This window comes from Nocardioides sp., assembly GCF_036503465.1.
Taxonomy (GTDB): domain Bacteria; phylum Actinomycetota; class Actinomycetes; order Propionibacteriales; family Nocardioidaceae; genus Nocardioides.
Genome location: NZ_DASXWU010000046.1, coordinates 1 through 23,442, shown reverse-complemented (window position 1 = coordinate 23,442; position 23,442 = coordinate 1). Strand labels below are relative to the sequence as shown.

Here is a 23,442-nt window from a genome sequence, read left to right as displayed (position 1 = left end):
CCACTACCCCTTCGTCCCAGCGAGCTCACGGAGCCGGCGTACCTGTGCCTCGCGCTCGAGCCGGCGCTGCTCGTCGAGCGAGTGACCGGACGCCGCCAGCAGGAGCGCCTTGGTCTCCCGGACCGCCCCGGCCACCGGTGCCGTCACCGCCCCGACCAGGTCGGCGAGAGCGCCGTCGAGCTCGGAGACCGGGCAGACCAACGTGGCCAGTCCCATCTCGAGCGCCTCCGCCGCACCCACCACCCGAGCGGTGGCACACATCTCCAGTGCTCTGGGGTAGCCAACGGTCTCGACCAGCGGCTTTGTTCCCGTGAGGTCGGGCACCAGGCCGAGCGCGGGCTCCTTCATGCAGAGCTGCGCGTCGTCGCCGACGACCCGGAGGTCGCAGGCCAGCGCCAGCTGGAAGCCCGCGCCGATCGCATGGCCCTGCACCACCGCGATCGACACGAACCGCGGGTCGCGCAGCCAGGTGAACCCCTGCTGGAACCGGTCGACGGTCGCGGAGATCTCCTCGTCGCTCTCGGCCAGCAGGGCGAACAACGCCCCGATCATCGCGCGGTCGAGGCCGGCCGAGAAGCTCTGTCCCTCCCCGCGTACGACGACCACCCGGACGTCGTCGGGCACCTCGTCGCCGATGGCCGCGAGCGCGCGCCACATGGCCGGCGTCTGGGCGTTGCGGACCTCGGGACGGCTCAGGGTCACCGTTGCGACCACACCGTCCACGTCGTAGCGGAGACCGGCCTCGGCGAGCTCCTCAGGAGTCATGCGGCCACTGTAGGAGCGAGCCCCGACAGGGTGTGGTCAGGCGAGGGCGACCAGGTCGGCGTAGGAGTCGTTCCAGAGATCCTCCACTCCGTCGGGAAGGATCAGGACCCGGTCGGGGTCGAGGGCACGGACGGCACCCTCGTCGTGGGTGACCAGCACGATCGCCCCCTGGTAGCCGCGGATGGCGGCGAGCACCTCCTCGCGCGACGCTGGGTCGAGGTTGTTGGTCGGCTCGTCGAGGAGCAGCACGTTCGCGCTCGAGACGACCAGGATCGCCAGCGCCAGTCGGGTCTTCTCGCCGCCCGACAGCACGCGGGCGGGCTTCTCGACGTCCTCGCCGGAGAACAGGAACGACCCGAGCACCGACCGGGTCTCGGTGTCGGTCAGCGACGGCGCCGCGGTGCGCATGTTCTCCAGCACCGTCCGCGAGGTGTCGAGGGTCTCGTGCTCCTGGGCGTAGTAGCCGAGCTTGAGCCCGTGCCCGGGGGTGACCTCACCCGTGTCGGGCTTGTCGACGCCGCCGAGGATCCGCAGCAGCGTCGTCTTCCCGGCGCCGTTGAGGCCGAGGACGACGACCCGCGAGCCCTTGTCGATCGCCAGGTCGACGTCGGTGAAGACCTCCAGCGAGCCGTACGACTTCGACAGCTCCGATGCCGTGAGCGGGGTGCGGCCGCACGACGCCGGCTCGGGAAACTTGATCCGCGCCACCCGGTCGGTACGTCGCTCCGCCTCGACGCCGCTCAGCATCTTCTCGGCGCGACGCATCATGTTGTGCGCGGCCTGCGCCTTGGTCGCCTTCGCCCGCATCTTGCCGGCCTGCTCCAGCAGCGCGTCCGCCTTGCGCTCGGCATTGAGCCGCTCGCGCTTGCGACGGCGCTCGTCGGTCTCGCGCTGGGCGAGGTACGCCGCCCAGCCCATGTTGTAGACGTCGATCTCCTGGCGGTTGGCGTCGAGGTGGAACACCTTCGTCACCGTCTGCTCCAGCAGCGCGGTGTCGTGGCTGATCACGACCAGGCCGCCCTTGTGGGCCTTGAGGAACTCACGCAGCCAGACGATCGAGTCGGCGTCGAGGTGGTTGGTCGGTTCGTCGAGCAGCAGCGTCTCGGCCCCGGAGAACAGGATGCGGGCCAGCTCGACCCGCCGGCGTTGTCCCCCGGAGAGGGTCCGCAGCGGTTGTGTCATCAGCCGCTCCTCGATCCCGAGGGAGGCAGCGATCTGCGCCGCCTCGGCCTCCGCCGCGTACCCACCTCCGGCGTGGAGCTCGGCGTCGGCGCGCTCGTACCGCTTCATCCCCCGCTCGCGTACGCCGGGATCGTCGCTCGCCATCTCCTCCTCGGCCGCGCGGAGGCGTCGTACGACGTCGTCCAGGCCGCGTGCGGACAGGATGCGCTCGCGCACGGGGAGTTCTGAGTCCCCCGTGCGCGGGTCCTGTGGGAGGTAGCCGACGGAGCCGGTCGAGGTCACCTGGCCCGACGCGGGCAGGCCCTCGCCGGCGAGGATCCGGGTCAGCGTGGTCTTGCCGGCTCCGTTGCGCCCGACCAGCCCCACCTTGTCCCCCGGCCCGACCCGGAAGGAGACGTCGTGCATCAGCAACCGCGCCCCGGCCCGAACCTCGAGCTGCTGGGCACTGATCATCAGGCTGGTTAGTCTAGGGCGGCCCGGGCAGCCCCTTCCCGGCCCCCTGACCACTTCTCGAGGAGCCGACGATGCGGTTCAACCCCAAGGCTCGGCTGGACACGAGCCGCGTCCGCGACGGAGGCGGTGGCCGGTCCGGCGGCGGCATGGGGGGCGGCGGGATGCGGATCCCCTTGCCCGGCGGCACGAGGGCCGGAGGCGGTGCCGGGTTCCTGGTGATCGTCGTGGTGATCCTGCTACTCAAGGCCTGCGGCGGCGTCGATCTCACCGGCGCGATCACCGGCGCCGGAGCCGACGGCTACTCGACCAGCCGCTTCCAGGGCGACGACTCCGCGGCGTACCAGGGTTGTACGACGGGGCAGGACGCCAACGACCACCCGACCACCTGCGGCGTGGTCGCCGTCGAGAACTCCCTCGTCGACTACTGGCGCGACGCGCTCGCCCAGCAGTCGCCGAACACGCGGTTCCGGCCCGAGTCCGCGATCGAGACCTTCTCCGGCTCGACGCCGAGCGGCTGTGGGCAGGCCTCGTCGCAGATGGGGCCCTTCTACTGCCCCACCGACCAGACGATCTACTTCGACCCGTCGTTCTTCCACGACATCCTCCAGCAACAGCTGAACGGGCCGTCCGGCGCGTTCGTGGAGCCCTACGTGATCGCCCACGAGTTCGGCCACCACATCCAGAACCTGCTCGGCACGATGGGCAAGCTGAAGACCCAGCAGGGCCCGAACAGTGACTCCGTGCGGCTCGAGCTCCAGGCGGACTGCTACGCCGGCATGTGGACACGGAGCGCGACGCAGACCGAGGACACCCAGGGCAACGTCCTCATCCAGGACCTCACCGACCGGGACATCCAGGACGCGATCGCGGCCGCGAAGTCGGTCGGAGACGACACGATCCAGCAGGAGACGACCGGCCAGGTCAACCCCGAGCAGTGGACCCACGGCTCGTCCGCGGCCCGCGTCCGGTGGTTCCAGACCGGCTACCAGAACGGCACGCTCGACGCCTGCAACACCTTCACCGGCCAGAACGTCGAGTAGACCGCAGCCGGTGTTCTCCTCCCTCTCCCACCTCGAGTGCTCCCGCACCGGTACGTCGTACGACGCCGACGAGGTGCAGGGCGTGAGCGAGGTCGGGGCGCCGCTGCTGGCGCGCTACGACCTGGACGGGGTGCGGGCGAGCCTCACGCGCGAGGAGATCGCCACGCGTCCGGCCGACCTGTGGCGCTACCACGAGGTGCTGCCCGTCCGCGATCCGGCGAACGTCACGACGCTGGGTGAAGGGATGACGCCGCTGCTCCCGTTGCCGGCCTACGGCGCCTCGATCGGCGTCCCCGGCCTGCTGATGAAGGACGAGGGGCTGATCCCGACCGGGACGTTCAAGGCCCGCGGGGCGGCCGTCGGCGTCTCCCGGGCGCGCGAGCTCGGGGTGAAGGCCGTGGCGATGCCGACCAACGGGAACGCCGGGGCCGCGTGGTCGGTGTACGCCGCGCGCGCCGGCCTGGGCAGCCTGGTCGTGATGCCGGTCGACGCCCCCGAGATCACCCGGCGGGAGTGCGTGGCGGCGGGAGCGGAGCTCTACCTGGTCGACGGGCTGATCAACCACGCCGGTGCTCTGGTCAAGGCTGCGCTCGAGGAGCGCGAGGGCTACCAGGAGGTCTCGACCCTGAAGGAGCCGTACCGCATCGAGGGCAAGAAGACGATGGGCTACGAGATCGCGGAGCAGCTCGGGTGGCGGGTGCCGGACGTCATCCTCTACCCCGCCGGTGGCGGCGTCGGGATCATCGGCATCCACAAGGCGATGCTGGAGATGCAGGCGCTCGGCTGGATCGGGTCGCAGCTGCCGCGGCTGGTTGCGGTGCAGTCGACCGGCTGCCCGCCGATCGTCGACGCGTTCCTCGCCGGAGAGGACGAGAGCACGTTGAAGGACGGGACGCAGACCCTCGCCTTCGGCATCAACGTGCCCAAGGCCCTCGGCGACTTCCTCGTCCTGCGGGCGGTGCGCGAGTCCGGCGGGACGGCTGTCGCCGTCACCGACGAGACGATCCTGGCCGAGCTCCGTAACCTCGCCGCTGCCGAGGGTGCCTGGATCTGCCCCGAGGGTGCTGCCTGCTTCGCCGCCGCCCGCGAGCTCCGCGAGTCGGGCTGGATCGGCGAGCAGGAGCAGGTCGTGGTGCTCAACACCGGCGCTGGGTTGAAGTACCCCGAGACGGTGGACGTCGACGTACCGGTGCTGCCTCGCGACGGGCGGGTGCCGCGTGGCCAGTGACGTTTTTCGTGGGCGGTGACGTAGGCACCGTTCCCTCGGGCGATTCGGTCCCCTGCTCACCGCCGGACGGGGCCGGCCATGGCTATAGCAGCGACTCGATCAGCGGGAACTGCCGCTGCAGCGTCCGGAGGTACGGCGCGACGGCAGGGTGGCGGTACTTGGCAGCGAGCGCTCCCTCGCCGTGGGCGACCCGGGCGAGCGCCCACTCGGCCCGCGACAGAGCCGTGTATGCCGCGCTGACCCGCAACCCGAGCGAGACTTCCTCGCCCGTCGCCAGGCCGTCCGGCAGCCCCATCAGGTAGGCGTCGAGGAGCGGCTCGGCGTCCTCGCGCGCGTTCTGCAGGAACAGGCCGAGGTCGGCGCCGACCGGTCCGTGGCCGACCGTGCTCCAGTCGATGGCCACGACGTCGTCGCCGTGCCGACCGGGCAGGTTCTGTGCGGCGGGGTCGCCGTGCTGCGGCACCTGGGGCAGCGCGTCGAGCTCGCGCAGCAGCGTCTCGCGTCGCAGCCACAGGCGGTCGGCGACGTCGGCGACCGTCGTCCGGGCCAGCGTCGGCCAACCGCCACGACGTTCGACCCGGCGCATCCGGTCGCGCAGCTGCCCGACGGCGAGCCACCGGTGCCGGCCCAGGGGGGCGCCGGCGAAGCGGCCCATCGCGTGCGCGACGTAGAGCCCGTTGAGGGCAGCGTCCTCGACCCACTCGCTGGTCAGGGTGATGCCCTCGTCGTCCTCGGCGACGTCCGTGGCGGTGCCGCGAAGTCCCGGGGTCCGGTCCGTCAGACCGCTGACGGCGACGTCGGCCTGCCGACGCCAGTAGGCGTAGTGGTGCGGTTCGGAGTACTCAGGAGGGTCGTCGGGTCCGGGCGCGGCGAGGCGCTTGACCACCAGCGCCTGGCCGTCGCGCTCGGTACGCCAGACGCCGACCGTCGAGGTCCCGGTGCCGCCGGTCACGGCGTGCCAGGCGGGATCGGGCTCCCACATGCCGCTCATCCAAGCAGAGACAGGGCGCTCAACCGTGCAGGTCGCGCCGAGCGAACGCCATCTGACCGCCGGCGCTGAAGATCGCCGCGACCGCCAGCAGCACCAGGACGGGCGCCCAGCGGAACGGCTCGGCGGGGACCAGGGCCAGGTGGTGGTACGGCGAGAGCCCCTGCAGCCAGCCCGGCAGGTGCAGGAGCGGCCCGAAGAACACCATCACCACGCCGAGGCCGAGACCCAGCCACGCCAGCAGTGCCCACCGCGGCAGCACGCCGTACAGCAGCCGGGCGACGCCGGCCAGCACCAGGCTGGGTGCGGCGTAGCCGAGCATGTCGAGCAGGAACGGGCCGATCCGCCCGCCGTCGCCGGTCACCATCGCGTAGCCCAGGCCCAGACCGAGGCCGCCCCCGACGAGGACGAGCACGGTGCCGACGACGGTCGTCACCACCTGCGCCAGCAGCCACCGGCGACGCGACAGGCCGGTCGCCAGCAGCGGCTCGACCCGCCCGTCCTCCTCCTCGGACCGCGCTCGGAGCGCCGACGACACGGTGAAGCCGGCGCCGACCAGGGCGATCACGACGATCGCGACGGCGTAGAAGCCGTCCACGAGGCTTCCCCCGCCCTGGATGAAGACGTCCCGCGACGTGGTCGAGTCGCCGATCAACGTGCCGACGTCGTCGCCGATGGATCCGTAGGCCAGCCCGAGCAGCGCGATCCCGCCCGTCCACCCGACGACCGAGCCGCGCTGGAGCCGCCACGCGAACCCCAGGGCCGTGGTGAGCGCGGGTTCGGCCCGCTCCGGACCCGGGCGCGCGGCCCACAGACCGCCGCCGAAGTCGCGCCGCCCGAACAACGCGTACGCCGCGCCGGTCGCGGCCGCGGCCAGGGCGAGGAGCAACAGGGCCGGCCACCACCGGAGCCCGGAGAACGGGTGCATGCCCTGGTACCAGCCGATCGGAGACAGCCAGGACAGCACCGGGTTGCCGACGTCGCCGATCGCCCGCAGGGCGTAGGCGACCGCGATCACGGCCCCCGCCGTGCCGTACATGCTGCGCGTGGACGACGTGAGCTGGGCGGCGACCAGGGCGGTACCGGTGAACACCCAGCCGCACAGGGTCAGCCCGGCACCGACGGCGATCGAGTCGGCCGCATCCAGCGGGAAGGACACCAGGCTCAGGGTCACCACTGCGCCGAGCACGACGTTCGCCAGCAGCGCGTTGGTCAGCGCGGCGGTCAGGGAGGCGTGCCGGCTCACCGCCGAGGTGCGGAGCAGCTCGTCGCGCCCGCTCTCCTCCTCGGCGCGGGTGTGCCGTCCGACCAGGAACATGCTCATCAGGCCGACGACGACCGCCCCGAACGCCGAGGCCTGCCACATCACCTGTCCGCCGATGGTGTCGAGCGCGCGAGCCGGGCCGGCCATCGCGATGAAGGCGGTGTTGCCCTCCATGCTCGCGGCCGCCTTGTCGAACTGCGCCTGGGTCGTGTACAGACCCTTCACGCTCACGGCTTGGCTGTAGTAGAGCAGCGTGGCGCCCAGCGTCCACCACAGGTAGTGCCACCGGTCGCGGCGCAGGAACGCCCGGAGGAACGTCGCCGCGCCGGTCATGACGCGTCGGCCTCCTGCTCGTCGGCGGGTATCTCGTCGCCGTAGTGGCGGAGGAACAGCTCCTCCAGGGTCGGCGGTGTCGCCGTCAGCGACCGGATGCCGGCGCCATGCAGCAGACCCACGGCGGCGTCGAGGCGGGCCGTGTCGACCTCGAACGTCGCCCGGTCGCCCTGCACCTCGAGCCCGTGTACGCCGGGCAGCTCGGCCAGCCCCGTGACCGGCCGGGCCAGCTCGGCGACGACGGAGGTGCGGGTCAGGTGCCGCAGGTCGGCCAGGGTCCCTGTCTCGACGCACCGGCCGGCCCGGATGATGCTCACCCGGTCGCACAGCCGCTCCACCTCGGCCAGGATGTGGCTGGACAGCAGCACCGTGCCGCCCTCCGCGCGGAACCGCTCGACGTACTCCTGGAAGACCGACTCCATGATCGGGTCGAGCCCCGAGGTCGGCTCGTCGAGCACGAGCAGCTCCACGTCGGCGGCGAGGGCGGCGACGAGCGCGACCTTCTGCCGGTTCCCCTTGGAGTAGCTGCGGCCCTTCTTGGTCGGGTCGAGCTCGAACCGCTCGATCAGCCCCGCCCGTCGCTGCTCGTCGATCCCGCCGCGCAGCCGGCCGAGCAGGTCGATGACCTGGCCGCCGGTGAGGTTCGGCCAGAGGTTGACGTCACCGGGCACGTAGCCGAGCCGGCGGTGCAGGCTCGCGGCGTCCGCCCAGGGATCGCCTCCCAAGAGCCGGACTGCTCCGGCGTCCTTGCGCAGCATCCCGAGCAGCACGCGGATGGTGGTCGACTTGCCGGCGCCGTTGGGTCCGAGGAAGCCGTGCACCTCACCCCGGGTGACTGTCAGGTCGAGCCCGTCGAGTGCCCTGGTCGTGCCGAAGGTCTTGGTGAGGTCCGAGATGTCGATGATCGCTTCGTTCACGGCCACCACGCTACACAGGTTTCAGTAGTTTCTGAAATCATTAGAATGGATGGCATGTCCACCCCCGAGCAGCGGGCCGCCTTCGTGGAGCGGCTGGGCGCCGCCCTCACCTCCGCGGGCCTCGCGCGCCTGCCGTCGCGCATCTTCGCAGCCGTGATGGTGGACGAGGACGGCCGGATGACGGCCGCCGAGATCGGCGAGGCCCTGGGCGTGAGCCCGGCCGCGGTCTCGGGGGCGGTCAAGTACCTCGACGGGGTCGGGATGGTACGCCGAGAGCGGGAGCGCGGCTCCCGACGCGACGTCTTCGTGGTCGACGACGAGGCGTGGCACGACACCCTGCTCCAGGCCGACAACATCTACGCGCCGATGATCACCGCCCTCGATCGGGGCATCGACGACCTGGGTCCCGACGACCCGGCACACCGCCGGCTGCGGGTGTCCCGCGAGTTCATGCGGTTCATCCTCGACGAGCTCCACGGCATCAACGACCGCTGGACGGCCCGGCGACGAGAGCTCCGGCTCGACGAGTGAGACACCCGGGTAGCGTGCGCGTCATGTCGTCGCTCCAGGAGACCACCACCCGTCAGCTCCGCCGTATCGCCCTCGACAAGCAGCGTGAGGGCCGCGTGCCCGGCCTGTTCGCCGGCGTCGCCCGCGGCGGCAGCCTGCTCTGGGGCGAGGGCATCGGCCAGGCGGACCTGGGAGAGGGGCGAGCACCCGGACCGGACGACCAGTTCCTGATCGCGTCGAACACCAAGACCTTCATCGCGGTGATGGTGATGCAGCTGCGTGACGAGGGCCGGCTCTCGCTCGACGACCTGCTCGGCGACCACGTGCCGGAGGTCTCCCACCCGATCACCATCCGGCAGTGTCTGGCGCACGTCTCCGGCATGGCCCGCGAGCCGCTCGGCGACGTCTGGGAGACGCTCGAGAACCCGACGGCCAAGGAGCTGCGCCGCGACTTCGACGACGTGGAGCGCGTGCTCAGGCCGCACGACCACTGGCACTACTCCAACGTGGTCTTCGCGATGCTCGGCCAGCTGATCGAGGAGCTCGACGGCCGCTCGTGGGAGGAGTCGCTGCGCACCCGGCTGCTCCAGCCGCTGGAGATGACCCGCACCTCTAACGGGTTCGACGGGGGGCCGCACGCGACCGGCTACTACGTCGCGCCGTACGACGACGTGCCCCGTCCGGAGCCGGTGATGGATCTGAAGGCACTCGCGCCCTGCGGCGGACTGGCCAGCACCGCGAGCGACCTGGCGAAGTGGTCGGCGTTCGTGGCCGACCCCGGCGACCTGCTCTCGGCCGACACGCTCGAGGAGATGTGCCAGCCGCAGATCCTGCTCACCCCGGAGAACTGGAACGCCGCGATGGGCCTCGGCCTCTTCCTGATCCGCACCGGCGGCGGCGCCGCCGGCCGCACGTACGTCGGGCACACCGGCGGCATGCCCGGGCACATCACCGGCGTGTTCACGCACCGCGAGTCGGGCACCGGCGGCATCGTGCTGATGAACAACTCCGCTCCGGTGCCGCCGGACGCGTTCGCGATCGAGCTGGCCGACCACGTGGTCGAGCACGACCCGGTCGAGCCCGAGCCGTGGCGGCCCGGCACCGAGATCCCCGACGAGTTCCGGGGTGTGCTCGGCCGGTGGTTCTCCGAGGGCCAGCCGTTCGCGTTCTGGGTCGAGCAGGGCGAGCTGAGGGCGCGGATCGACAAGCCCGCCGCGGCGACCCTGGCGCCCTCCCGCTTCGTGAAGGTCTCCGAGGACGGCTACCGCGACGTGGCCGGACGCGAGCGCGGGGAGCTGCTGAGGATCACCCGCGACGCCGACGGCACCGTGACCAAGCTCAACTGGGCGACGTACCTCTTCACCCGCGAGCCGATCGCCTTCGGGGAGCACCTGCCGCGCTGAGCTCACTCCGGCCCGGCCATCGCGTGCGGGACGTAGGCCGCCTCCAGACGCGCGCACTCCCCCGCGCCGAGCTCGAGGTCGAGGGACTCGAGCGCGTGCTCGAGGTGGTGCGGCTTGGTGACACCGACGATCGGGGCGGTCACGCCGGGTCGTCCGAGCAGCCAGGCGAGCGCGGCCTGGGCCGGCGGACGGCCCAGCCCCTCGGACACCTCGACCAGCGCGTCGACGACGTCGAAGTCGGCGTCGGAGTAGAGCTTCCTTGCCAGGGGGTCGTTGCCCGACCGCGTCGTACTGCCACCACCGCCCCGCGTGCGGGTGCCGGTGAGCAGGCCGCGAGCCAGTGGGCTGTAGGGCAGGACGCCCACGCCCTGGTCGAGGCAGAGCGGCACGATCTCGCGCTCCTCCTCGCGGTAGGCGAGGTGGTAGTGGTTCTGCATCGCCACGAACCGGTGCCAGCCGTTCTGCTCGGCGACGTGCTGCGCCTGGGCGAACTGCCAGGCGTACATGCTGGAGGCGCCGAGGTACCGCACCTTTCCGGCCCGTACGACGGAGTCCAGCGCCTCCATCGTCTCCTCGATCGGGGTGTCGTAGTCCCACCGGTGGACGAAGTAGAGATCCACGTGGTCGGTGCCGAGCCGTCGAAGCGACGCGTCGATCGAGGCCAGGATGTGACGCCGCGACAGACCGCGATCGCCCGGGGCGTCCGACATCGGGAAGTAGACCTTCGTGGCCAGCACGTACTCGTCACGTCGGGGGAACACCTCGCGCAGGAGCCGGCCGGTCACCTCCTCGCTGACGCCCGCGTCGTACACGTCAGCGGTGTCGTACGCCGTGACACCGGCCTCGGCCGCGCGGCCTACCAGTGGCCGGGCCCCGTCGAGGTCGAGGTGCCAGGCCCGCGCGGAGTGGTCACCGAAGCTCATCATCCCGAGCACCAGCCGCGAGACCTCGAGCCCGCTGGAGCCGAGGCGCGTATACCGCATGCTCGGCGTCATGACCGGGCCTCGCGCGGGCGATGCAGCGCCACCGCGGCTCCGACCAGACCGATGCCGAGCACCTCCTGGTGGCCGGGGACCTGACCGAGGATCACCAGCCCGCACAGGGTCGCGGTGACCGGGAGCAGGGCGAGCATCAGCGCGTAGCTGGCACGAGGCAACCGTGCCATCGCCCACTGGTCCGCGACGTACGGGATGACGGTCGAGCAGACTCCGACGCCGACGCCCCACATCAGCCAGAGCGGATGGGTGAACGCCGGGGTCGCCTGGGCGATCCCGAACGGCGTCGCCACGACCGCGCCGACGACCACGGCCACCGACAGCCGGTCGACGCCGGTCGCGGCGCTCGGCGTGGTCGGGGCCTCCGACTGCACCGAGGCGATCCGGTGCCCGAGCACGACGTACAGCACGAAGCCGAGGCAGTTGACACCCGCCCAGGCCAGGCCGGCGGCGCTGCCCTCGATGCTCACCGTGGTCAGCAGGGCGACCCCCGCGCAGGACAGCGTCAGCGCGGTGAGGTTGCGCCGCGAGCGCACGCCGTACGCCGCCAGCGCCACGACGCCGAGGAACTCGATGCTGGCGACGGTCGCCAGCGGGGCGAGGTCCAGGGCGAGGTAGAAGGCGGCGTTCATGGCGGCGAGGACGGCTCCGAGCGCGAGCATCGTGAGCCGTTCCCGCCCGGTCGCGCCGCGGAGCACGGTCCAGGGCCGCCGCCACAGCGCCAGGACGACGGCCGCGGACACGAGGCGGAGCCAGGCGACACCGAGGGTGTCGACGTGGACGAAGAGCAGGACCGCGAGCGACGGACCGAGGTAGTGGAAGACCGCGGCGAGGACGACCGCACCCAGGGCCGAGGGCGTGGCCGCCCCGTGGGCTGCGGGGCGCGCGTGCGGGACGACCGGGTCCCGGGTGCTCGTGGGCATGTCTCCATGGTCCGAGGCGATACAGGGGATCTGAAGGGTTGATCCCAGGCCGTCGCGGTGTTCTGCTTGCGAATCGAAGGGAGATGCGATGAGCGACCTGCAACTCCACGAACAGCTCGACGCGACCAACCGACGGCTCCTGCGCGAGATGTACGCCGATCCGCGGCTGTCGATGTCGGAGCTCGGCCGTCGCGTCGGACTGTCCGCGCCGGCGGTGAGCGAACGCGTCCAGCGCCTGCAGCGGGCAGGAGTGATCACCGGTTTCCGGATGGAGGTCGACCCCGCGGCCCTCGGCCTGCCGGTCACGGCGTTCGTGCGCCTGCGCCCTGCGCCCGGCCAGCTCGGCCGGATCGCCGATCTCGCGGTGGCCACCGAGCAGGTGAGCGAGTGCCACCGGATCACCGGGGAGGACTGCTTCCTGATCAAGGTGCATGCCGCGACCGTGGCCGGACTGGAGGAGGTGCTCGACCTGTTCCTCAAGCACGGGCAGACCGTCTCGTCGATCGTGGTCACCAGCCCGGTGCCGGGCCGGCCGCTGCCGATCCCCGACTGATCAGTCCGCGTTCACCACCTCGACCCGCAGCGCGAGCGCGTCATCGACGGCGGCGTCCAGGACCGCCCGGCGGGGGTCGGGGACCGCGAGCCACGGACCCGTGACGGCCAGCGCACGCAGGCGAGGATCGGCCAGCACCTCGTCGACCGCGACGTGGTCACCGCCGGTGACAACATCCTCGGTGCCACCGAGGATGCGCGCGGCGTGATCGGCAGCCGCCTCGTAGGCCTGCCGGGCCTGGTTGTCGCGACGCCGCGCGAAGCGTTGCTGGCTCTGCCCGCCGGCCTTGGTCCGTCCCTGCACGTGGCGCTGACCGATCTTGTGCTCGACGACCTCGTCGCCGGCGAGCCGGGCCACCGCGAACCCGCCCTTGCGGACCAGCAGGATGCCCCAGCGATCCGGCGGCGTCACCGCCGCGGTGAACGCGGTCGCGTCGGCGGCTCCGGCGTACACGGTGTCGAACGGCAGGCGGGCGGTGAACGTCGAGGCATCGGCCGCCGTACCCCGGAGCGCGCCGTCGCCGACCGTGAGCGCCGTGTCGCCGTGGCGGTGGCGGAAGTTGTCGGCCCAACGCACGAAGCGCGCGGCCGGGACCAGGACCTCTGTCATCAGCGGGTCATCAGCCCCAGGTGACCCGCGCCGCCTCCGCCCAGAGATCGAGGCTCTCGTCGGAGACCTCGTCGCTGCGGTTCCAGAGCGTGAGGTAGAGCGCCACCGCGGAACCGCGGAGCAGGACGTCTGCTTCCTCATCGCCCAGGCCGCGGGCGGTCACCGGCGGCTGTGGGCTGAGCGCGACCAGCCAGCGCTGCTCGGCGTCCTCGGGCAGGATCGCGATCGTCAGCGGCTCATCCGTCCGCAGCTGCGAGCGGGGCCGCGGGAGGAATCCGGTGAGCAGCTCGTCGATGCCGTCCAGTGCGAGCTCGCGGCCGATCCAGGTGTCCGCGGCTCTGGGGTAGCGCCCGAGGCGGGCCGAGAGCGCATCGACCGCGTGGATCGTGGTCTCGTGGCATTGGCGCCGCGCCCAGAACTGCCGCGGCGCCGGCGCATCGGCCAGGAAGACGAGCGCTGAGAGGTCGTCCGGGGCCGCGATCAGCGTCGAGACCAGGCGGTCCGCCCCTTCCCGGAGCCAGTCGACCGGGTCGGCGGCGGTGACCCCCTCGTGCTCGGTCTCGTCGACGTCGACCTCCTCGGCGAGGAGGTGACCCGTCGCCCAGCGGTGGATCAGGCCTTGATGGGCGACCAGGCGACGTACGTCCCAGTCGGGTGTGGTCGGGACGGCGGTCTCGAGCCCCGCCGTCGTCGCCGAGTCGGCGAACGCGTCCACGGCCTCACGGAACCCCGCCAGGTGCTGCTCGAGCTGCATGTCCGCAGTGTTACAGGCGACGCCGCAGGACGCGCGGGAGATTTCGGCGCAGCTGCTCTCGCGTTGTGCTTCGTCCGGCCGCCGCCGCTGATACGTTCGCAGCGGTGCACATCATCCTTCTCCCGAGGGCCATCCGGCGCGAGCTTGCACGTGTCGCCCCGGATGCGTTCATCGTGCAGAATCTCGCAGACGGCTACGTGGCACTCGAGAGGGAGTCGCTGTCCTCACCGATGCGCTGGCAGGGGCCCGCACGACCCCTCCTGGACCGCTTGAGCGAACTGCCCGACGCGGCCGGCGCGGAGGCGGTCGTGGAGGCTCTCCCCAGCATCAAGAGGCGGCGCTGACCCGAGGCGATCGTCCGGGCTGACCCAAGGGCGATGTGCGGAATCGGCGTCGGCGGTTGCTCGACACCGGCGCCTCACGACGTCATGCGGACGGTGCCAGCTATGGCTCGCACCGCATGACGTCCGGTCGGCGTGCGCCGCCGGACTAGCAGGTGAGTGCGACGGTGCCACTCAGTCCGTCCGGGTCAGCGGCGGTGCAGACCAGGATCGTGCCGTCGCCCGGCGCCGAGATCCACAGCGTGATCCTGGTCGTGCTCAGAGTGAGGTCGACCACCGTCGAGCCGTCTGCACACCCGCTCCCCGTCCCGGTGAGGATCGTCTGGGCGGTGAGGTCGGTCGGGACGGTGGTGAACCGCGTGCTCTTCTTGCTGGTCAAGAAGGTGGTCTGCGTTCCCGTCCCGCCCTTCACGATCTGGCCCGGCACGGTGGCGCCGGTCGCGTCCTGGCACCGGTACGCGGCGGAGCCGTCGACGTCGAGACTCGCGGACTCATCTTGTCCGCCCATGCCGCTGCTCAACGTCCCGCTACAGGTCGTCGTCGAGCTCGACGGTGAGGTGACGAGGACCGTGCACGTCGGCTCGCCGCCCTTCGCGAACGGCGAGGAGCCGGCGACCGCGGCCGGTAGGGAGACGGTTCCCACCGCGACCAGAGCAACCATCAGGATCGACAGAGAACGAAGAACTCGCATGGCGGTGACCCTCCCTGAGTGGACCGGACGAACGGGCGAGGAGTTCCGAGCTCCGTCGGCTCCCCGCCGCCTTGTATCGGATTGCGAGGCTTACGCTCGCCCCTCGACGGAGAAGGCTTCAATTGGACCTTGGTACTACGACCGACTCGCCGCACCGCCTGCGCGGCCACTCAGTCGCGGTGAACTCCCGCGGGAAGGTGCTGGCGCGGTCGCCTCACACGCCACGCACTGAACGCGACCGCGATCCCGAAGCCGACCCAGCTCAACAGGAAGCCCAGTGCACCGCCCAGGTGTCGTTCCTGACCGCCGCTTCAGTACAGCGACAGCACGACGAAAATGGCCACGACGACGCAGCCGAGCACGATCAGGGTCCACCGACTCCTCACGACCGAACGGATACGCCGGTCGAGGGAGTCGGGTGCGACGTGGGCGTCCGGGTCGGTGGGCACCCCGGGGTGCGGCCCGGGCGGAAGGTCGCGGAACGGGGCACTGCCGGGATTCGAGAACATGCTCATGGGCGCTCCCCGTCGTGGGTATCCGATGCCGACAGCGTAGCCGTCCCGGACAGCCGCCATCTCGACACGCGCGAACGCTTCTGGCTCACGGCGGCAGGCTCACCCGGGCGAGCGCAATGTCAGCGGCATCTCCCACGTCAACCGTGGGACGACGAGTGCTGAGCCCAATAGACCGCAGCGGAGTCGCGCGCCTCGGTCGGGTAGACCCTGTGCAGCGCCCGCCACGTCGGTGCCACCAGCCACAAGAAGGCGAGAACCACACCACCGCCGACGATCCACCACATGACTGCTCCTGTCAGCCGACGCCAGGATACGTCGCCTGCCGGTGGCAATCGAGGGGCGACCTACGCTGCCGGGTATGGACCATCGCCCCCTGGCCGCGGCGGTGGTCGCGCTGGCCCTCGTCGGGTGCGGCGGCCCGAGCGCGAGCCGCCCGGACGCGAACCACGCGCCGACGAGCCGTCCCAGCGGGAGTGCGAGCGCGCGGCCGGCCGAGCCCGGGCCGGTCGCGCGCGCGGCACAGCGGCTCGAGGAGATCGATCGGGCTATCGACAGCCGCGGTACGTCGCAGACGGATCTGCGCACGGCCGGAGAGCGCCAGCAGGTCGCCCTGCGCGCGCTCGGCCTCCACCCGGCGCTGGCGCGGCGTGTCCTGGCGCGGCTTCCGCCCACGTTGCGTGAGGAGACGAGGGCGACGATCGTGGCCGGACACCTGCTTCGGTCGATGCATCCGACGAGTCCCCAGGACCTCGCCCACCGCCTGCCTGCGTGGCGGATCGTGCCGCCACCTCCGGCCCGTCACCTGATGGCCGCGTACCGCGAGGCCGAGCGGCGCTTCGGCGTGGGCTGGTCCTACCTGGCAGCGATCAACCTGGTCGAGTCGGCGTTCGGACGTGTGCACGGGCTCTCGACCGCGGGGGCTCGCGGTCCGATGCAATTCATCCCGGCCACCTGGCGCGCCTACGGCGCGGGCGGCGACATCGACGACCCGCACGACGCCGTGCTCGGCGCCGCCCGCCTGCTCGCGGTGAACGGCTTCACCCGGACGCCGCTCGAGGCGCTGCGTCACTACAACGACTCCACGGCGTACGCCCGCGCCGTGACCCTGCTCGCCGGCGTCATGAAGCGCCGTCCCCGACAGTTCCTCGGGTTCTACTCCTGGCGGGTCTTCTACCTCACGTCACGCGGCAGCGTCCTGCTCCCGGTGGGGTACGACGAGCGACGAGGTGTCTCCGTCCGCGCCTGGCTCGCGCGGCACCCGGAGTCGCTGGTCCTTCGCTGATCGCGGTCGATCCCGACCGGAGCTCAGCAGCGTCGGAGCAGGAAGTGGAGGTACCCGTCGCCTTCCAGCTCGTCCCGGACGTCGAAGCGCGCTCGGTCAGCCACTCGCGGGCCTGGTCGGCCGACGGGTAGAAGTGGTACGCGCCGCCTTCGAGCACCTCTCCGGCGACCAACGGCGCGGTGACGGCGTCCTCGTCCATCACGATGTCGTCCTCCGGCAGCTCGACCGTGACGTACGCCGGGGCACCGGGCCGCAACACAGCCGCGAAACCCTTCACCACACCGGGCCAGTCCTCCGGGCCGACGTTCTCCATGGCGTCGATGCACAGGAGCGCGTCCATCGCGCTGCCCAGGTCTGCCCGGGCGACCAGGTCCTGAAGCGAGCCGTGCGACACCGGGACCTCAGGGTGCTTGCGGCTCGCGAGCTCCAGCATGCGGCTGGACTGATCCACCCCGACGATCCCGAGGCCGGCCGAGAGCAGCATCTCCCAGTACTTGCCGGTGCCGCAGGCCGCGTCGAGCACCACCGACCCCGGCGCCAGACGGGCGATCAGGGCCTGCACGCACCGACCATGGGCCTCGTTGACGTACGCGCCCCATCTCTCGTCGTACGTCGGGGCGTGCAGCGTGTCCATCCGCCGCTCACAGATGACCCGCCGCTCATCCAGGAAGCGACGCCGATCCGCGTCAGGCGAGCCGTCGGTCACCTGGGCGATTATCCAGCCGAGTGTGACTGGGTCGCGGCCCAGGTCTCGACCCGCCCGTCGCGGGTTCGCAGGCTCACCCGCGGGGCTCGCTCGACCTCTTCATGTCGCGACCCCGCTCGTTCCTCGCGGAGTCGCGGCTCAGACGTTGAAGCCCAGGGCGCGGAGCTGCTCGCGGCCGTCGTCGGTGATCTTGTCCGGGCCCCACGGGGGCATCCAGACCCAGTTGATGAGGACGTCGTTGACCATGCCCTCGAGGGCGGTGTTGGTCTGGTCCTCGATGACGTCGGTGAGCGGGCACGCGGCCGAGGTCAGGGTCATGTCGATGACGGCGTTGGTGTCCGGGTCGATGTGGACGCCGTACACCAGGCCGAGGTCGACGACGTTGATGCCGAGCTCGGGGTCGACGACGTCCTTGAGGGCCTCGGTGACGTCCTCGACGGTCGTGGTCGACGTGCCGGCGCCACCGGCCGTCACCTCCGGCAGGTCGCCGTGATCGACAGGGTTCGTGGTCACTTCGCTGCCTCCATCTGAGCGGTTGTCGTCGCGTCCTTCCAGGCCATCCAGGACAGCAGGGCGCACTTGATCCGGGCGGGGAACTTGGCGACGCCCGCGAACGCGACACCGTCCTCCAGCACCGCCTCGTCCGGCTCGACCTGGCCCTTGCCCTGCATCAGGGTCAGGAACTCGTCGTGGATCGCCATCGCCTCGTCGACCGGCTTGCCGATCACGAGATCGGTCAGCACCGAGGCCGAAGCCTGCGAGATCGAGCAGCCGAGCGCGTCGTACGACACATCCCCCACCGTCGCGCCGTCGAGGTGCACGCGCAGTGTCACCTCGTCACCGCACGTGGGGTTGACGTGGTGGACCTCCGCCTCGAAGGGCTCCCGCAGGCCCTTGTGGTGGGGGTTCTTGTAGTGGTCCAGGATGATCTCCTGGTACAGAGCGTCGAGGTCCGTGCTCATCTCTCAACCCAACTTGAAGTAGCTGCGGGTGTATTCCAGGCCGTCGATCAGGGCGTCGATCTCCGCCGGCGTCGTGTAGAGGTACGACGACATCCGCGTCGAGCTCTGCACCCCGAACCGCTGGTGCGCGGGCTTCGCGCAGTGGTGACCGGCCCGCACCGCGATGCCCCGGGTGTCGAGCACGGTCGCGACGTCGTGCGGGTGGACGCCCGGGATCTCGAACGAGATCGCTCCCCCACGCTCCGTGGCGTCCACGGGGCCGAGCACCCTCAGCCCGGGCACGGTCTGCAGGCCCTCGAGCGCGTACGCCGTGACCGCCTGCTCGTGCCGGTGCACGTTCGCCATGCCCAGCACAGACAGGTAGTCGACCGCAGCACCGAGCCCCACGGCCTCGACGATCGGAGGCGTGCCGGCCTCGAACTTGTGCGGGACGGGTGCGTACGTCGACCGCTCCATCGTGACCGTCTCGATCATCTCGCCGCCGCCCAGGAACGGCGGGAGCTGGTCGAGGACCGCCCGGCGTCCCCACAGGACCCCGATGCCGGTCGGACCGACGGTCTTGTGGCCGGTGAACGCGAGCAGGTCGGGCCGCTCCGCGTCGGGCATCGCCGCGAGGTCGATCGGCAGCTGCGGGGCGGCTTGGGAGGCGTCGACCACCACGAGCGCACCCACCTCGTGGGCACGCCGCGCGATCTCACCGATCGGGTTGACGGTGCCGAGCATGTTGGAGACCCAGACCAGCGAGACGACCTTGGTGCGCTCGGTGATCAGCTCGTCGACGTTCGAGAGGTCCAGGTGTCCCTCGTCGGTCACCCCGAACCACCGCAGCGTCGCGCCCGTGCGTTCGGTGAGGAGCTGCCACGGCACGATGTTGGAGTGGTGCTCCATCTCGGTGATCACGACCTCGTCGCCGGGACCGACCCGCCGCTCCCCCGGCCACGCCAGCGTGCTGGCGGCGAGGTTCAGCGCCTCGGAGGCGTTCTTGAGGAAGACGATCTCGTCGCGGTCGGGGGCACCGAGGAACGCCGCCACCTTGTCGCGGGCGCTCTCGTACGCCGCGGTCGCCTCGGCACCGAGCTGGTGCATCGCCCGCGCGATGTTGGCGTTATGGCGCTCGAGGTGGTCGACCATCGTGTCGATGACCACCTGGGGCTTCTGCGAGGTGTTCGCCGAGTCGAGATAGACCAGCGGCTGGCCATCGGCGAGCATTCGCGACAGGATCGGGAAGTCCTTGCGGACGACCTCGAGGTCGGGGAGCAGTCCGTCCATCTGGTCTCCTTTCGGGTCACCTCGGATTCGAGAGGGCGCCGGCGCGCCTCCTCAACCGGCGGTGACGGCCGCCTTCACGTATTTGTCGTAGCCCTCGGACTCGAGCTGTTCCGCCAGCTCCTTGCCACCGGACTCGGCCACCCGGCCGGCGACGAAGACATGGACGAAGTCGGGCTCGATGTAGCGCAGGATGCGCGTGTAGTGGGTGATCAGCAGGACGCCCTTGCCTTCCTGCGTGCGGAACCGGTTCACGCCCTCGGCGACGATCTTCAGCGCGTCGATGTCGAGGCCGGAGTCGGTCTCGTCGAGCACCGCCACCTTGGGGTCGAGCAGCTCGAGCTGGGCGATCTCGTGGCGCTTCTTCTCGCCGCCGGAGAAGCCCTCGTTGACCGAGCGCTGCGCGAACGACGGGTCGAGGTTCAGCTCCTCGAGCGCGCTGTTGACGTCCTTGACCCAGGTGCGCAGCTTCGGCGCCTCGCCGTCGATCGCGGTCTTCGCCGTGCGGAGGAAGTTCGCGACCGACACGCCCGGCACCTCGACGGGGTACTGCATCGCCAGGAACAGTCCGGCCCGCGCCCGCTGGTCGACGGTCATCGCGAGGACGTCCTGGCCGTCCAGGGTCACCGAGCCCGACGTGATCGTGTACTTCGGGTGTCCGGCGATCGAGTACGCCAGCGTGGACTTGCCCGACCCGTTGGGGCCCATGATCGCGTGGGTCTCACCGTCGTTGATGGTCAGCGTGACGCCGGTCAGGATCTCCTTCTCCTCGTCGTCGGTCCTGACCGAGACGTGGAGGTCCTTGATCTCGAGGGTGCTCATTGAGGTGTCACTCCGTTCAACGTGGTGGTGACGTCGACGTACACGTCGTTGCCGCGTACCTCGACGGGGAAGGTGGCAACCGGCTCGGTGGCGGGAAGCCCGGTCGGCTTGCCGGTGCGGAGGTCGAAGCGCGATCCGTGCAGCCAGCACTCGACCGTGCAGCCCTCGACCTCGCCCTCGCTGAGCGCGACGGCGGCGTGCGAGCAGACGTCCTCGACGGCGAAGAACTCGTCGCCGTCACGGGCCAGCGCGACGTCCTGGTCGCCGACGGTCGCGCCGACGGCCTCGCCCTCGCGGAACTCGTCGATGGAGCAGGCGAACTCGAAGCTCACGCCAACTCCTTCAACACGTTCTTGGCGAGCTCGGCCTCGACGGTCGCGGCCAGCTCCTCCTCGATCTGCGGTACGGCGATCCGGCGGATCAGGTCGTTGAAGAACCCGTGCACGACCAGACGCCGGGCCTCGTTCTCGGCGATGCCGCGCGAGCGCAGGTAGAAGAGCTGCTCGTCGTCGAAGCGACCGGTCGCTGACGCGTGGCCGGCGCCCGCGATCTCTCCGGTCTCGATCTCGAGGTTGGGCACCGAGTCGGCCTGGCAGCCGTCGGTGAGCACGAGGTTGCGGTTCTCCTCGTAGGTCTCGATGCCCTCGGCGACCTTGCGGATCAGCACGTTGCCGATCCACACCGTGTGCGCGCGGTCGCCCTGGAGCGCACCCTTGTAGGTGACGTGGCTCTTGGTCTTCGGCGCGGTATGGTCGACGAACAGCCGGTGCTCGATGTGCTGTCCCGCGTCGGCGAAGTAGAGACCGAGCATCTCGACGTCGCCGCCCGGTCCGGTGTACTCCGCCGTGGTGTCGTGGCGGACGACGTCGCCTCCGAAGCTCACGTCGACGTGCTTGAAGCGGGCGTCGCGGCCCACCTGGGTGTGCCGGTGCCCGACGTGCACGGCGTCGTCGGCCCAGTCGTCGATGTGGACCACCGTCAGCTCGGCACCGTCACCGACGACGACCTCGACGATGTCGGCGAGGGTGGCCGACCCCACGAAGCGCAGGACCACGGTCGCTCGGCTGTGAGGACCGGCGGTGATCACGGCGTGGGTCGCGGTGGCCTGCTCGACGTCGGACCCGGTCAGCGTGACCACGACCGGGCGGTCGAGCTCTGCCTCGGCCGGGATCGTCACGGCGTACCGACGGCCGGCCTCGTGCCACACCCGCGCTGCGATCCGGTCGGTCGGCACGAAGCCGCTCGAGCCGAGCACCGGGCTCCCGGCCTCGACCTGCTCGAACACGACCTGCTCGGGCGCGTCGTACTCCGCACCGACGGCCGCACCGTCGAGCGCCGCGTCGCGGTGCAGACCACGGAGCCGCTTCAGCGGGGTGAACCGCCAGATCTCCTCGCGCCCCGTCGGCACCTCGTGGGCGTCGACGTCGAACGACCCCTCGGGGTGCAGGTGGGACTCGACGCGCTCGATCTCGAGCGCGTCCGCAACCGCTGTCACTAGCCGACCGCTCCTTCCATCTGCAGCTCGATCAGCCGGTTGAGCTCGAGGGCGTACTCCATCGGCAGCTCCTTGGCGATCGGCTCGACGAAGCCGCGCACGATCATCGCCATCGCCTCGTCCTCGGCCAGGCCGCGGGACATCAGGTAGAAGAGCTGGTCGTCGGACACCTTCGAGACGCTCGCCTCGTGGCCCATGGACACGTCGTCCTCGCGGATGTCGACGTAGGGGTAGGTGTCGCTGCGGCTGATCTGGTCGACCAGCAGCGCGTCGCACAGGACGTTGGACTTCGAGCCATAGGCGCCCTCGTTGACCTGGATCAGCCCGCGATACGACGTGCGCCCACCGCCGCGCGCCACGCTCTTGCTCAGGATCGAGCTCGAGGTGTGCGGCGCGGCGTGGACCATCTTGGCGCCGGCGTCCTGGTGCTGGCCCTCGCCGGCGAACGCGATCGACAGGGTCTCGCCCTTGGCGTGCTCACCGAGCAGGTAGACCGCGGGGTACTTCATGGTCACCTTGGAGCCGATGTTGCCGTCGACCCACTCCATGGTGGCCCCGGCCTCGCAGGTCGCCCGCGTCGTCACCAGGTTGTAGACGTTGTTCGACCAGTTCTGGATGGTCGTGTAGCGGCAGCGACCGCCCTTCTTCACGATGATCTCGACGACGGCCGAGTGCAGCGAGTCGGAGGAGTAGATCGGCGCGGTGCAGCCCTCGACGTAGTGCACGTAGGCGTCCTCGTCGACGATGATCAGGGTGCGCTCGAACTGGCCCATGTTCTCGGTGTTGATCCGGAAGTACGCCTGCAGCGGGATGTCGACGTGGACACCCTTGGGCACGTAGATGAACGAGCCACCGGACCAGACGGAGGTGTTCAGCGCGGCGAACTTGTTGTCGCCGACCGGGATCACGGTGCCGAAGTACTGCTGGAAGATCTCCGGCTGCTCGCGCAGACCGGAGTCGGTGTCCAGGAAGATCACGCCCTGCTCCTCCAGGTCCTCGCGGATCTGGTGGTAGACGACCTCGGACTCGTACTGCGCCGCCACACCGGACACCAGTCGGGCCTTCTCGGCCTCGGGGATGCCCAGCTTGTCGTAGGTGTTCTTGATGTCCTCGGGCAGCTCGTCCCAGGAGGTCGCCTGCTTCTCGGTGGAGCGGACGAAGTACTTGATGTTGTCGAAGTCGATGCCCGACAGATCGGCGCCCCAGCGTGGCATCGGCTTGCGCTCGAACATGTCGAGTGCCTTCAGCCGGAAGTCGAGCATCCACTGCGGCTCGTTCTTCAGTGCGGAGATGTCGGCGACGACGTCGGCGGACAAGCCGCGACGTGCGGTGGCACCGGCGGCGTCCGGATCGGCCCAGCCGAAGTCGTAGCGGCCGAGCGTCGCGAGCGTCTCCTCCTGGGTGAGTGCCTCAGGAGCGGTCGTCATTAGGACTGCCTCCCTCTC

At 70.7% G+C, this 23,442-nt stretch carries 27 protein-coding genes; 7 read left to right on the top strand and 20 right to left on the bottom strand.

Translation table 11 applies throughout. The features are described 5' to 3' along the window. Positions 1-3: 3 nt before the first annotated feature. Entirely contained in the window at positions 4-765 is a 762-nt protein-coding gene (locus VGK78_RS07915; RefSeq protein WP_331527047.1) for an enoyl-CoA hydratase/isomerase family protein, read from the bottom strand. A gap of 36 nt (positions 766-801) precedes the next feature. Next, positions 802-2,400: an ABC-F family ATP-binding cassette domain-containing protein gene (locus VGK78_RS07910; RefSeq protein WP_331527046.1), complete on the bottom strand. Its 1,599-nt coding sequence runs from the start codon at positions 2,398-2,400 to the stop codon at positions 802-804. 71 nt (positions 2,401-2,471) lie between these two features. On the opposite strand from VGK78_RS07910, the gene ypfJ reads away from it, so the two are divergent. Both ypfJ and VGK78_RS07900 read left to right on the top strand, forming a co-directional pair. After that, the gene (gene ypfJ / locus VGK78_RS07905; protein WP_331527045.1) at positions 2,472-3,440 is read left to right on the top strand and encodes a KPN_02809 family neutral zinc metallopeptidase; all 969 of its coding nucleotides are present in this window, start codon (positions 2,472-2,474) and stop codon (positions 3,438-3,440) included. A 10-nt stretch (positions 3,441-3,450) separates the two neighbouring features. After that, entirely contained in the window at positions 3,451-4,668 is a 1,218-nt protein-coding gene (locus VGK78_RS07900) for a threonine synthase (RefSeq protein WP_331527044.1), read from the top strand. Between the two features lie 82 nt (positions 4,669-4,750). Here the strand turns inward: VGK78_RS07900 and VGK78_RS07895 are convergent, their stop codons facing one another. From VGK78_RS07895 to VGK78_RS07885, 3 genes are read right to left on the bottom strand one after another with little or no spacing between them, the layout of a single operon-like run. Next, the gene (locus VGK78_RS07895) at positions 4,751-5,650 is read right to left on the bottom strand and encodes a phosphotransferase family protein (RefSeq protein WP_331527043.1); all 900 of its coding nucleotides are present in this window, start codon (positions 5,648-5,650) and stop codon (positions 4,751-4,753) included. A 28-nt stretch (positions 5,651-5,678) separates the two neighbouring features. Then, positions 5,679-7,253: a polyketide antibiotic transporter gene (locus VGK78_RS07890; RefSeq protein WP_331527042.1), complete on the bottom strand. Its 1,575-nt coding sequence runs from the start codon at positions 7,251-7,253 to the stop codon at positions 5,679-5,681. Continuing rightward, complete coding sequence (locus VGK78_RS07885) at positions 7,250-8,170, bottom strand: ABC transporter ATP-binding protein (protein WP_331527041.1); 921 nt, start codon at positions 8,168-8,170, stop codon at positions 7,250-7,252. Before VGK78_RS07885 ends, VGK78_RS07890 begins: the two co-directional genes overlap by 4 nt. Positions 8,171-8,224: 54 nt before the next feature. On the opposite strand from VGK78_RS07885, the gene VGK78_RS07880 reads away from it, so the two are divergent. Continuing rightward, positions 8,225-8,701 carry a GbsR/MarR family transcriptional regulator gene (locus tag VGK78_RS07880; RefSeq protein WP_331527040.1) on the top strand — a complete coding sequence of 159 codons (477 nt, stop codon included), beginning with the start codon at positions 8,225-8,227 and terminating at the stop codon, positions 8,699-8,701. Between the two features lie 23 nt (positions 8,702-8,724). Then, complete coding sequence (locus tag VGK78_RS07875; protein ID WP_331527039.1) at positions 8,725-10,083, top strand: serine hydrolase domain-containing protein; 1,359 nt, start codon at positions 8,725-8,727, stop codon at positions 10,081-10,083. A gap of 2 nt (positions 10,084-10,085) precedes the next feature. On the opposite strand, the gene VGK78_RS07870 is transcribed toward VGK78_RS07875, so the two are convergent. Both VGK78_RS07870 and VGK78_RS07865 read right to left on the bottom strand, forming a co-directional pair. Beyond that, complete coding sequence (locus VGK78_RS07870; RefSeq protein ID WP_331527038.1) at positions 10,086-11,066, bottom strand: aldo/keto reductase; 981 nt, start codon at positions 11,064-11,066, stop codon at positions 10,086-10,088. Between the two features lie 8 nt (positions 11,067-11,074). Beyond that, complete coding sequence (locus tag VGK78_RS07865) at positions 11,075-12,001, bottom strand: EamA family transporter (protein WP_331527037.1); 927 nt, start codon at positions 11,999-12,001, stop codon at positions 11,075-11,077. Between the two features lie 88 nt (positions 12,002-12,089). Between VGK78_RS07865 and VGK78_RS07860 the strand changes: the two genes are divergently transcribed. After that, the gene (locus VGK78_RS07860) at positions 12,090-12,554 is read left to right on the top strand and encodes an Lrp/AsnC family transcriptional regulator (protein ID WP_331527036.1); all 465 of its coding nucleotides are present in this window, start codon (positions 12,090-12,092) and stop codon (positions 12,552-12,554) included. Here the strand turns inward: VGK78_RS07860 and VGK78_RS07855 are convergent, their stop codons facing one another. Together VGK78_RS07855 and VGK78_RS07850 are read right to left on the bottom strand one after the other, a co-directional pair. Then, positions 12,555-13,163, bottom strand: coding sequence for an acVLRF1 family peptidyl-tRNA hydrolase (locus VGK78_RS07855; RefSeq protein WP_331527035.1), 609 nt, complete (start codon positions 13,161-13,163; stop codon positions 12,555-12,557). 10 nt (positions 13,164-13,173) lie between these two features. After that, entirely contained in the window at positions 13,174-13,917 is a 744-nt protein-coding gene (locus tag VGK78_RS07850; RefSeq protein ID WP_331527034.1) for a maleylpyruvate isomerase family mycothiol-dependent enzyme, read from the bottom strand. 104 nt (positions 13,918-14,021) lie between these two features. On the opposite strand from VGK78_RS07850, the gene VGK78_RS07845 reads away from it, so the two are divergent. Next, positions 14,022-14,261: a hypothetical protein gene (locus VGK78_RS07845; protein ID WP_331527033.1), complete on the top strand. Its 240-nt coding sequence runs from the start codon at positions 14,022-14,024 to the stop codon at positions 14,259-14,261. Between the two features lie 145 nt (positions 14,262-14,406). Here VGK78_RS07845 and VGK78_RS07840 read toward each other — a convergent pair whose 3' ends face one another. The 3 genes from VGK78_RS07840 to VGK78_RS07830 all read right to left on the bottom strand — a co-directional run bounded on the left by VGK78_RS07840 (position 14,407) and on the right by VGK78_RS07830 (position 15,748). Next, complete coding sequence (locus tag VGK78_RS07840) at positions 14,407-14,949, bottom strand: hypothetical protein (protein ID WP_331527031.1); 543 nt, start codon at positions 14,947-14,949, stop codon at positions 14,407-14,409. A 311-nt stretch (positions 14,950-15,260) separates the two neighbouring features. Next, positions 15,261-15,464, bottom strand: a complete 204-nt coding sequence (locus VGK78_RS07835) for a hypothetical protein (protein ID WP_331527030.1) — start codon at positions 15,462-15,464, stop codon at positions 15,261-15,263. Between the two features lie 137 nt (positions 15,465-15,601). Further along, positions 15,602-15,748 carry a hypothetical protein gene (locus VGK78_RS07830; RefSeq protein ID WP_331527029.1) on the bottom strand — a complete coding sequence of 49 codons (147 nt, stop codon included), beginning with the start codon at positions 15,746-15,748 and terminating at the stop codon, positions 15,602-15,604. A 74-nt stretch (positions 15,749-15,822) separates the two neighbouring features. Here VGK78_RS07830 and VGK78_RS07825 point away from each other — a divergent pair, with 74 nt between their 5' ends. After that, positions 15,823-16,746 carry a transglycosylase SLT domain-containing protein gene (locus VGK78_RS07825; protein WP_331527028.1) on the top strand — a complete coding sequence of 308 codons (924 nt, stop codon included), beginning with the start codon at positions 15,823-15,825 and terminating at the stop codon, positions 16,744-16,746. On the opposite strand, the gene VGK78_RS07820 is transcribed toward VGK78_RS07825, so the two are convergent. The 8 genes from VGK78_RS07820 to sufB all read right to left on the bottom strand — a co-directional run bounded on the left by VGK78_RS07820 (position 16,640) and on the right by sufB (position 23,424). Then, complete coding sequence (locus VGK78_RS07820; RefSeq protein ID WP_331527027.1) at positions 16,640-17,452, bottom strand: class I SAM-dependent methyltransferase; 813 nt, start codon at positions 17,450-17,452, stop codon at positions 16,640-16,642. The two genes, VGK78_RS07825 and VGK78_RS07820, sit on opposite strands and share 107 nt — an antisense overlap. Before the next feature lie 138 nt (positions 17,453-17,590). After that, a complete protein-coding gene (locus tag VGK78_RS07815; RefSeq protein ID WP_331527124.1) occupies positions 17,591-17,935 on the bottom strand; it encodes a metal-sulfur cluster assembly factor in 345 nt (114 codons plus the stop codon). 26 nt (positions 17,936-17,961) lie between these two features. Then, the gene (sufU, locus tag VGK78_RS07810; RefSeq protein WP_331527026.1) at positions 17,962-18,414 is read right to left on the bottom strand and encodes a Fe-S cluster assembly sulfur transfer protein SufU; all 453 of its coding nucleotides are present in this window, start codon (positions 18,412-18,414) and stop codon (positions 17,962-17,964) included. A 3-nt stretch (positions 18,415-18,417) separates the two neighbouring features. Then, positions 18,418-19,683, bottom strand: a complete 1,266-nt coding sequence (locus VGK78_RS07805) for a cysteine desulfurase (RefSeq protein ID WP_414690648.1) — start codon at positions 19,681-19,683, stop codon at positions 18,418-18,420. Positions 19,684-19,734: 51 nt separating this feature from the next. Beyond that, positions 19,735-20,502, bottom strand: a complete 768-nt coding sequence (gene sufC / locus VGK78_RS07800; protein ID WP_331527025.1) for a Fe-S cluster assembly ATPase SufC — start codon at positions 20,500-20,502, stop codon at positions 19,735-19,737. Next, the gene (locus tag VGK78_RS07795) at positions 20,499-20,834 is read right to left on the bottom strand and encodes a non-heme iron oxygenase ferredoxin subunit (RefSeq protein WP_331527024.1); all 336 of its coding nucleotides are present in this window, start codon (positions 20,832-20,834) and stop codon (positions 20,499-20,501) included. Before VGK78_RS07795 ends, sufC begins: the two co-directional genes overlap by 4 nt. Continuing rightward, a complete protein-coding gene (gene sufD / locus VGK78_RS07790) occupies positions 20,831-21,970 on the bottom strand; it encodes a Fe-S cluster assembly protein SufD (RefSeq protein WP_414690654.1) in 1,140 nt (379 codons plus the stop codon). The genes VGK78_RS07795 and sufD overlap by 4 nt, the downstream gene beginning before the upstream one ends. Positions 21,971-21,996: 26 nt before the next feature. After that, positions 21,997-23,424, bottom strand: a complete 1,428-nt coding sequence (gene sufB, locus VGK78_RS07785) for a Fe-S cluster assembly protein SufB (RefSeq protein ID WP_331527022.1) — start codon at positions 23,422-23,424, stop codon at positions 21,997-21,999. Positions 23,425-23,442: the final 18 nt, after the last annotated feature.

Bases quoted from the DNA above. Each gene is read 5' to 3' on its own strand.
- VGK78_RS07915 (WP_331527047.1), bottom strand. From the start codon at position 765: ATGACTCCTGAGGAGCTCGCCGAGGCCGGTCTCCGCTACGACGTGGAC.
- VGK78_RS07910 (WP_331527046.1), bottom strand. From the start codon at position 2,400: ATGATCAGTGCCCAGCAGCTCGAGGTTCGGGCCGGGGCGCGGTTGCTG.
- ypfJ (WP_331527045.1), top strand. From the start codon at position 2,472: ATGCGGTTCAACCCCAAGGCTCGGCTGGACACGAGCCGCGTCCGCGAC.
- VGK78_RS07895 (WP_331527043.1), bottom strand. From the start codon at position 5,650: ATGTGGGAGCCCGATCCCGCCTGGCACGCCGTGACCGGCGGCACCGGG.
- VGK78_RS07890 (WP_331527042.1), bottom strand. From the start codon at position 7,253: ATGACCGGCGCGGCGACGTTCCTCCGGGCGTTCCTGCGCCGCGACCGG.
- VGK78_RS07880 (WP_331527040.1), top strand. From the start codon at position 8,225: ATGTCCACCCCCGAGCAGCGGGCCGCCTTCGTGGAGCGGCTGGGCGCC.
- VGK78_RS07875 (WP_331527039.1), top strand. From the start codon at position 8,725: ATGTCGTCGCTCCAGGAGACCACCACCCGTCAGCTCCGCCGTATCGCC.
- VGK78_RS07870 (WP_331527038.1), bottom strand. From the start codon at position 11,066: ATGCGGTATACGCGCCTCGGCTCCAGCGGGCTCGAGGTCTCGCGGCTG.
- VGK78_RS07865 (WP_331527037.1), bottom strand. From the start codon at position 12,001: ATGCCCACGAGCACCCGGGACCCGGTCGTCCCGCACGCGCGCCCCGCA.
- VGK78_RS07860 (WP_331527036.1), top strand. From the start codon at position 12,090: ATGAGCGACCTGCAACTCCACGAACAGCTCGACGCGACCAACCGACGG.
- VGK78_RS07855 (WP_331527035.1), bottom strand. From the start codon at position 13,163: ATGACAGAGGTCCTGGTCCCGGCCGCGCGCTTCGTGCGTTGGGCCGAC.
- VGK78_RS07850 (WP_331527034.1), bottom strand. From the start codon at position 13,917: ATGCAGCTCGAGCAGCACCTGGCGGGGTTCCGTGAGGCCGTGGACGCG.
- VGK78_RS07840 (WP_331527031.1), bottom strand. From the start codon at position 14,949: ATGCGAGTTCTTCGTTCTCTGTCGATCCTGATGGTTGCTCTGGTCGCG.
- VGK78_RS07835 (WP_331527030.1), bottom strand. From the start codon at position 15,464: ATGAGCATGTTCTCGAATCCCGGCAGTGCCCCGTTCCGCGACCTTCCG.
- VGK78_RS07830 (WP_331527029.1), bottom strand. From the start codon at position 15,748: ATGTGGTGGATCGTCGGCGGTGGTGTGGTTCTCGCCTTCTTGTGGCTG.
- VGK78_RS07825 (WP_331527028.1), top strand. From the start codon at position 15,823: ATGGACCATCGCCCCCTGGCCGCGGCGGTGGTCGCGCTGGCCCTCGTC.
- sufU (WP_331527026.1), bottom strand. From the start codon at position 18,414: ATGAGCACGGACCTCGACGCTCTGTACCAGGAGATCATCCTGGACCAC.
- VGK78_RS07805 (WP_414690648.1), bottom strand. From the start codon at position 19,683: ATGGACGGACTGCTCCCCGACCTCGAGGTCGTCCGCAAGGACTTCCCG.
- sufC (WP_331527025.1), bottom strand. From the start codon at position 20,502: ATGAGCACCCTCGAGATCAAGGACCTCCACGTCTCGGTCAGGACCGAC.
- sufB (WP_331527022.1), bottom strand. From the start codon at position 23,424: ATGACGACCGCTCCTGAGGCACTCACCCAGGAGGAGACGCTCGCGACG.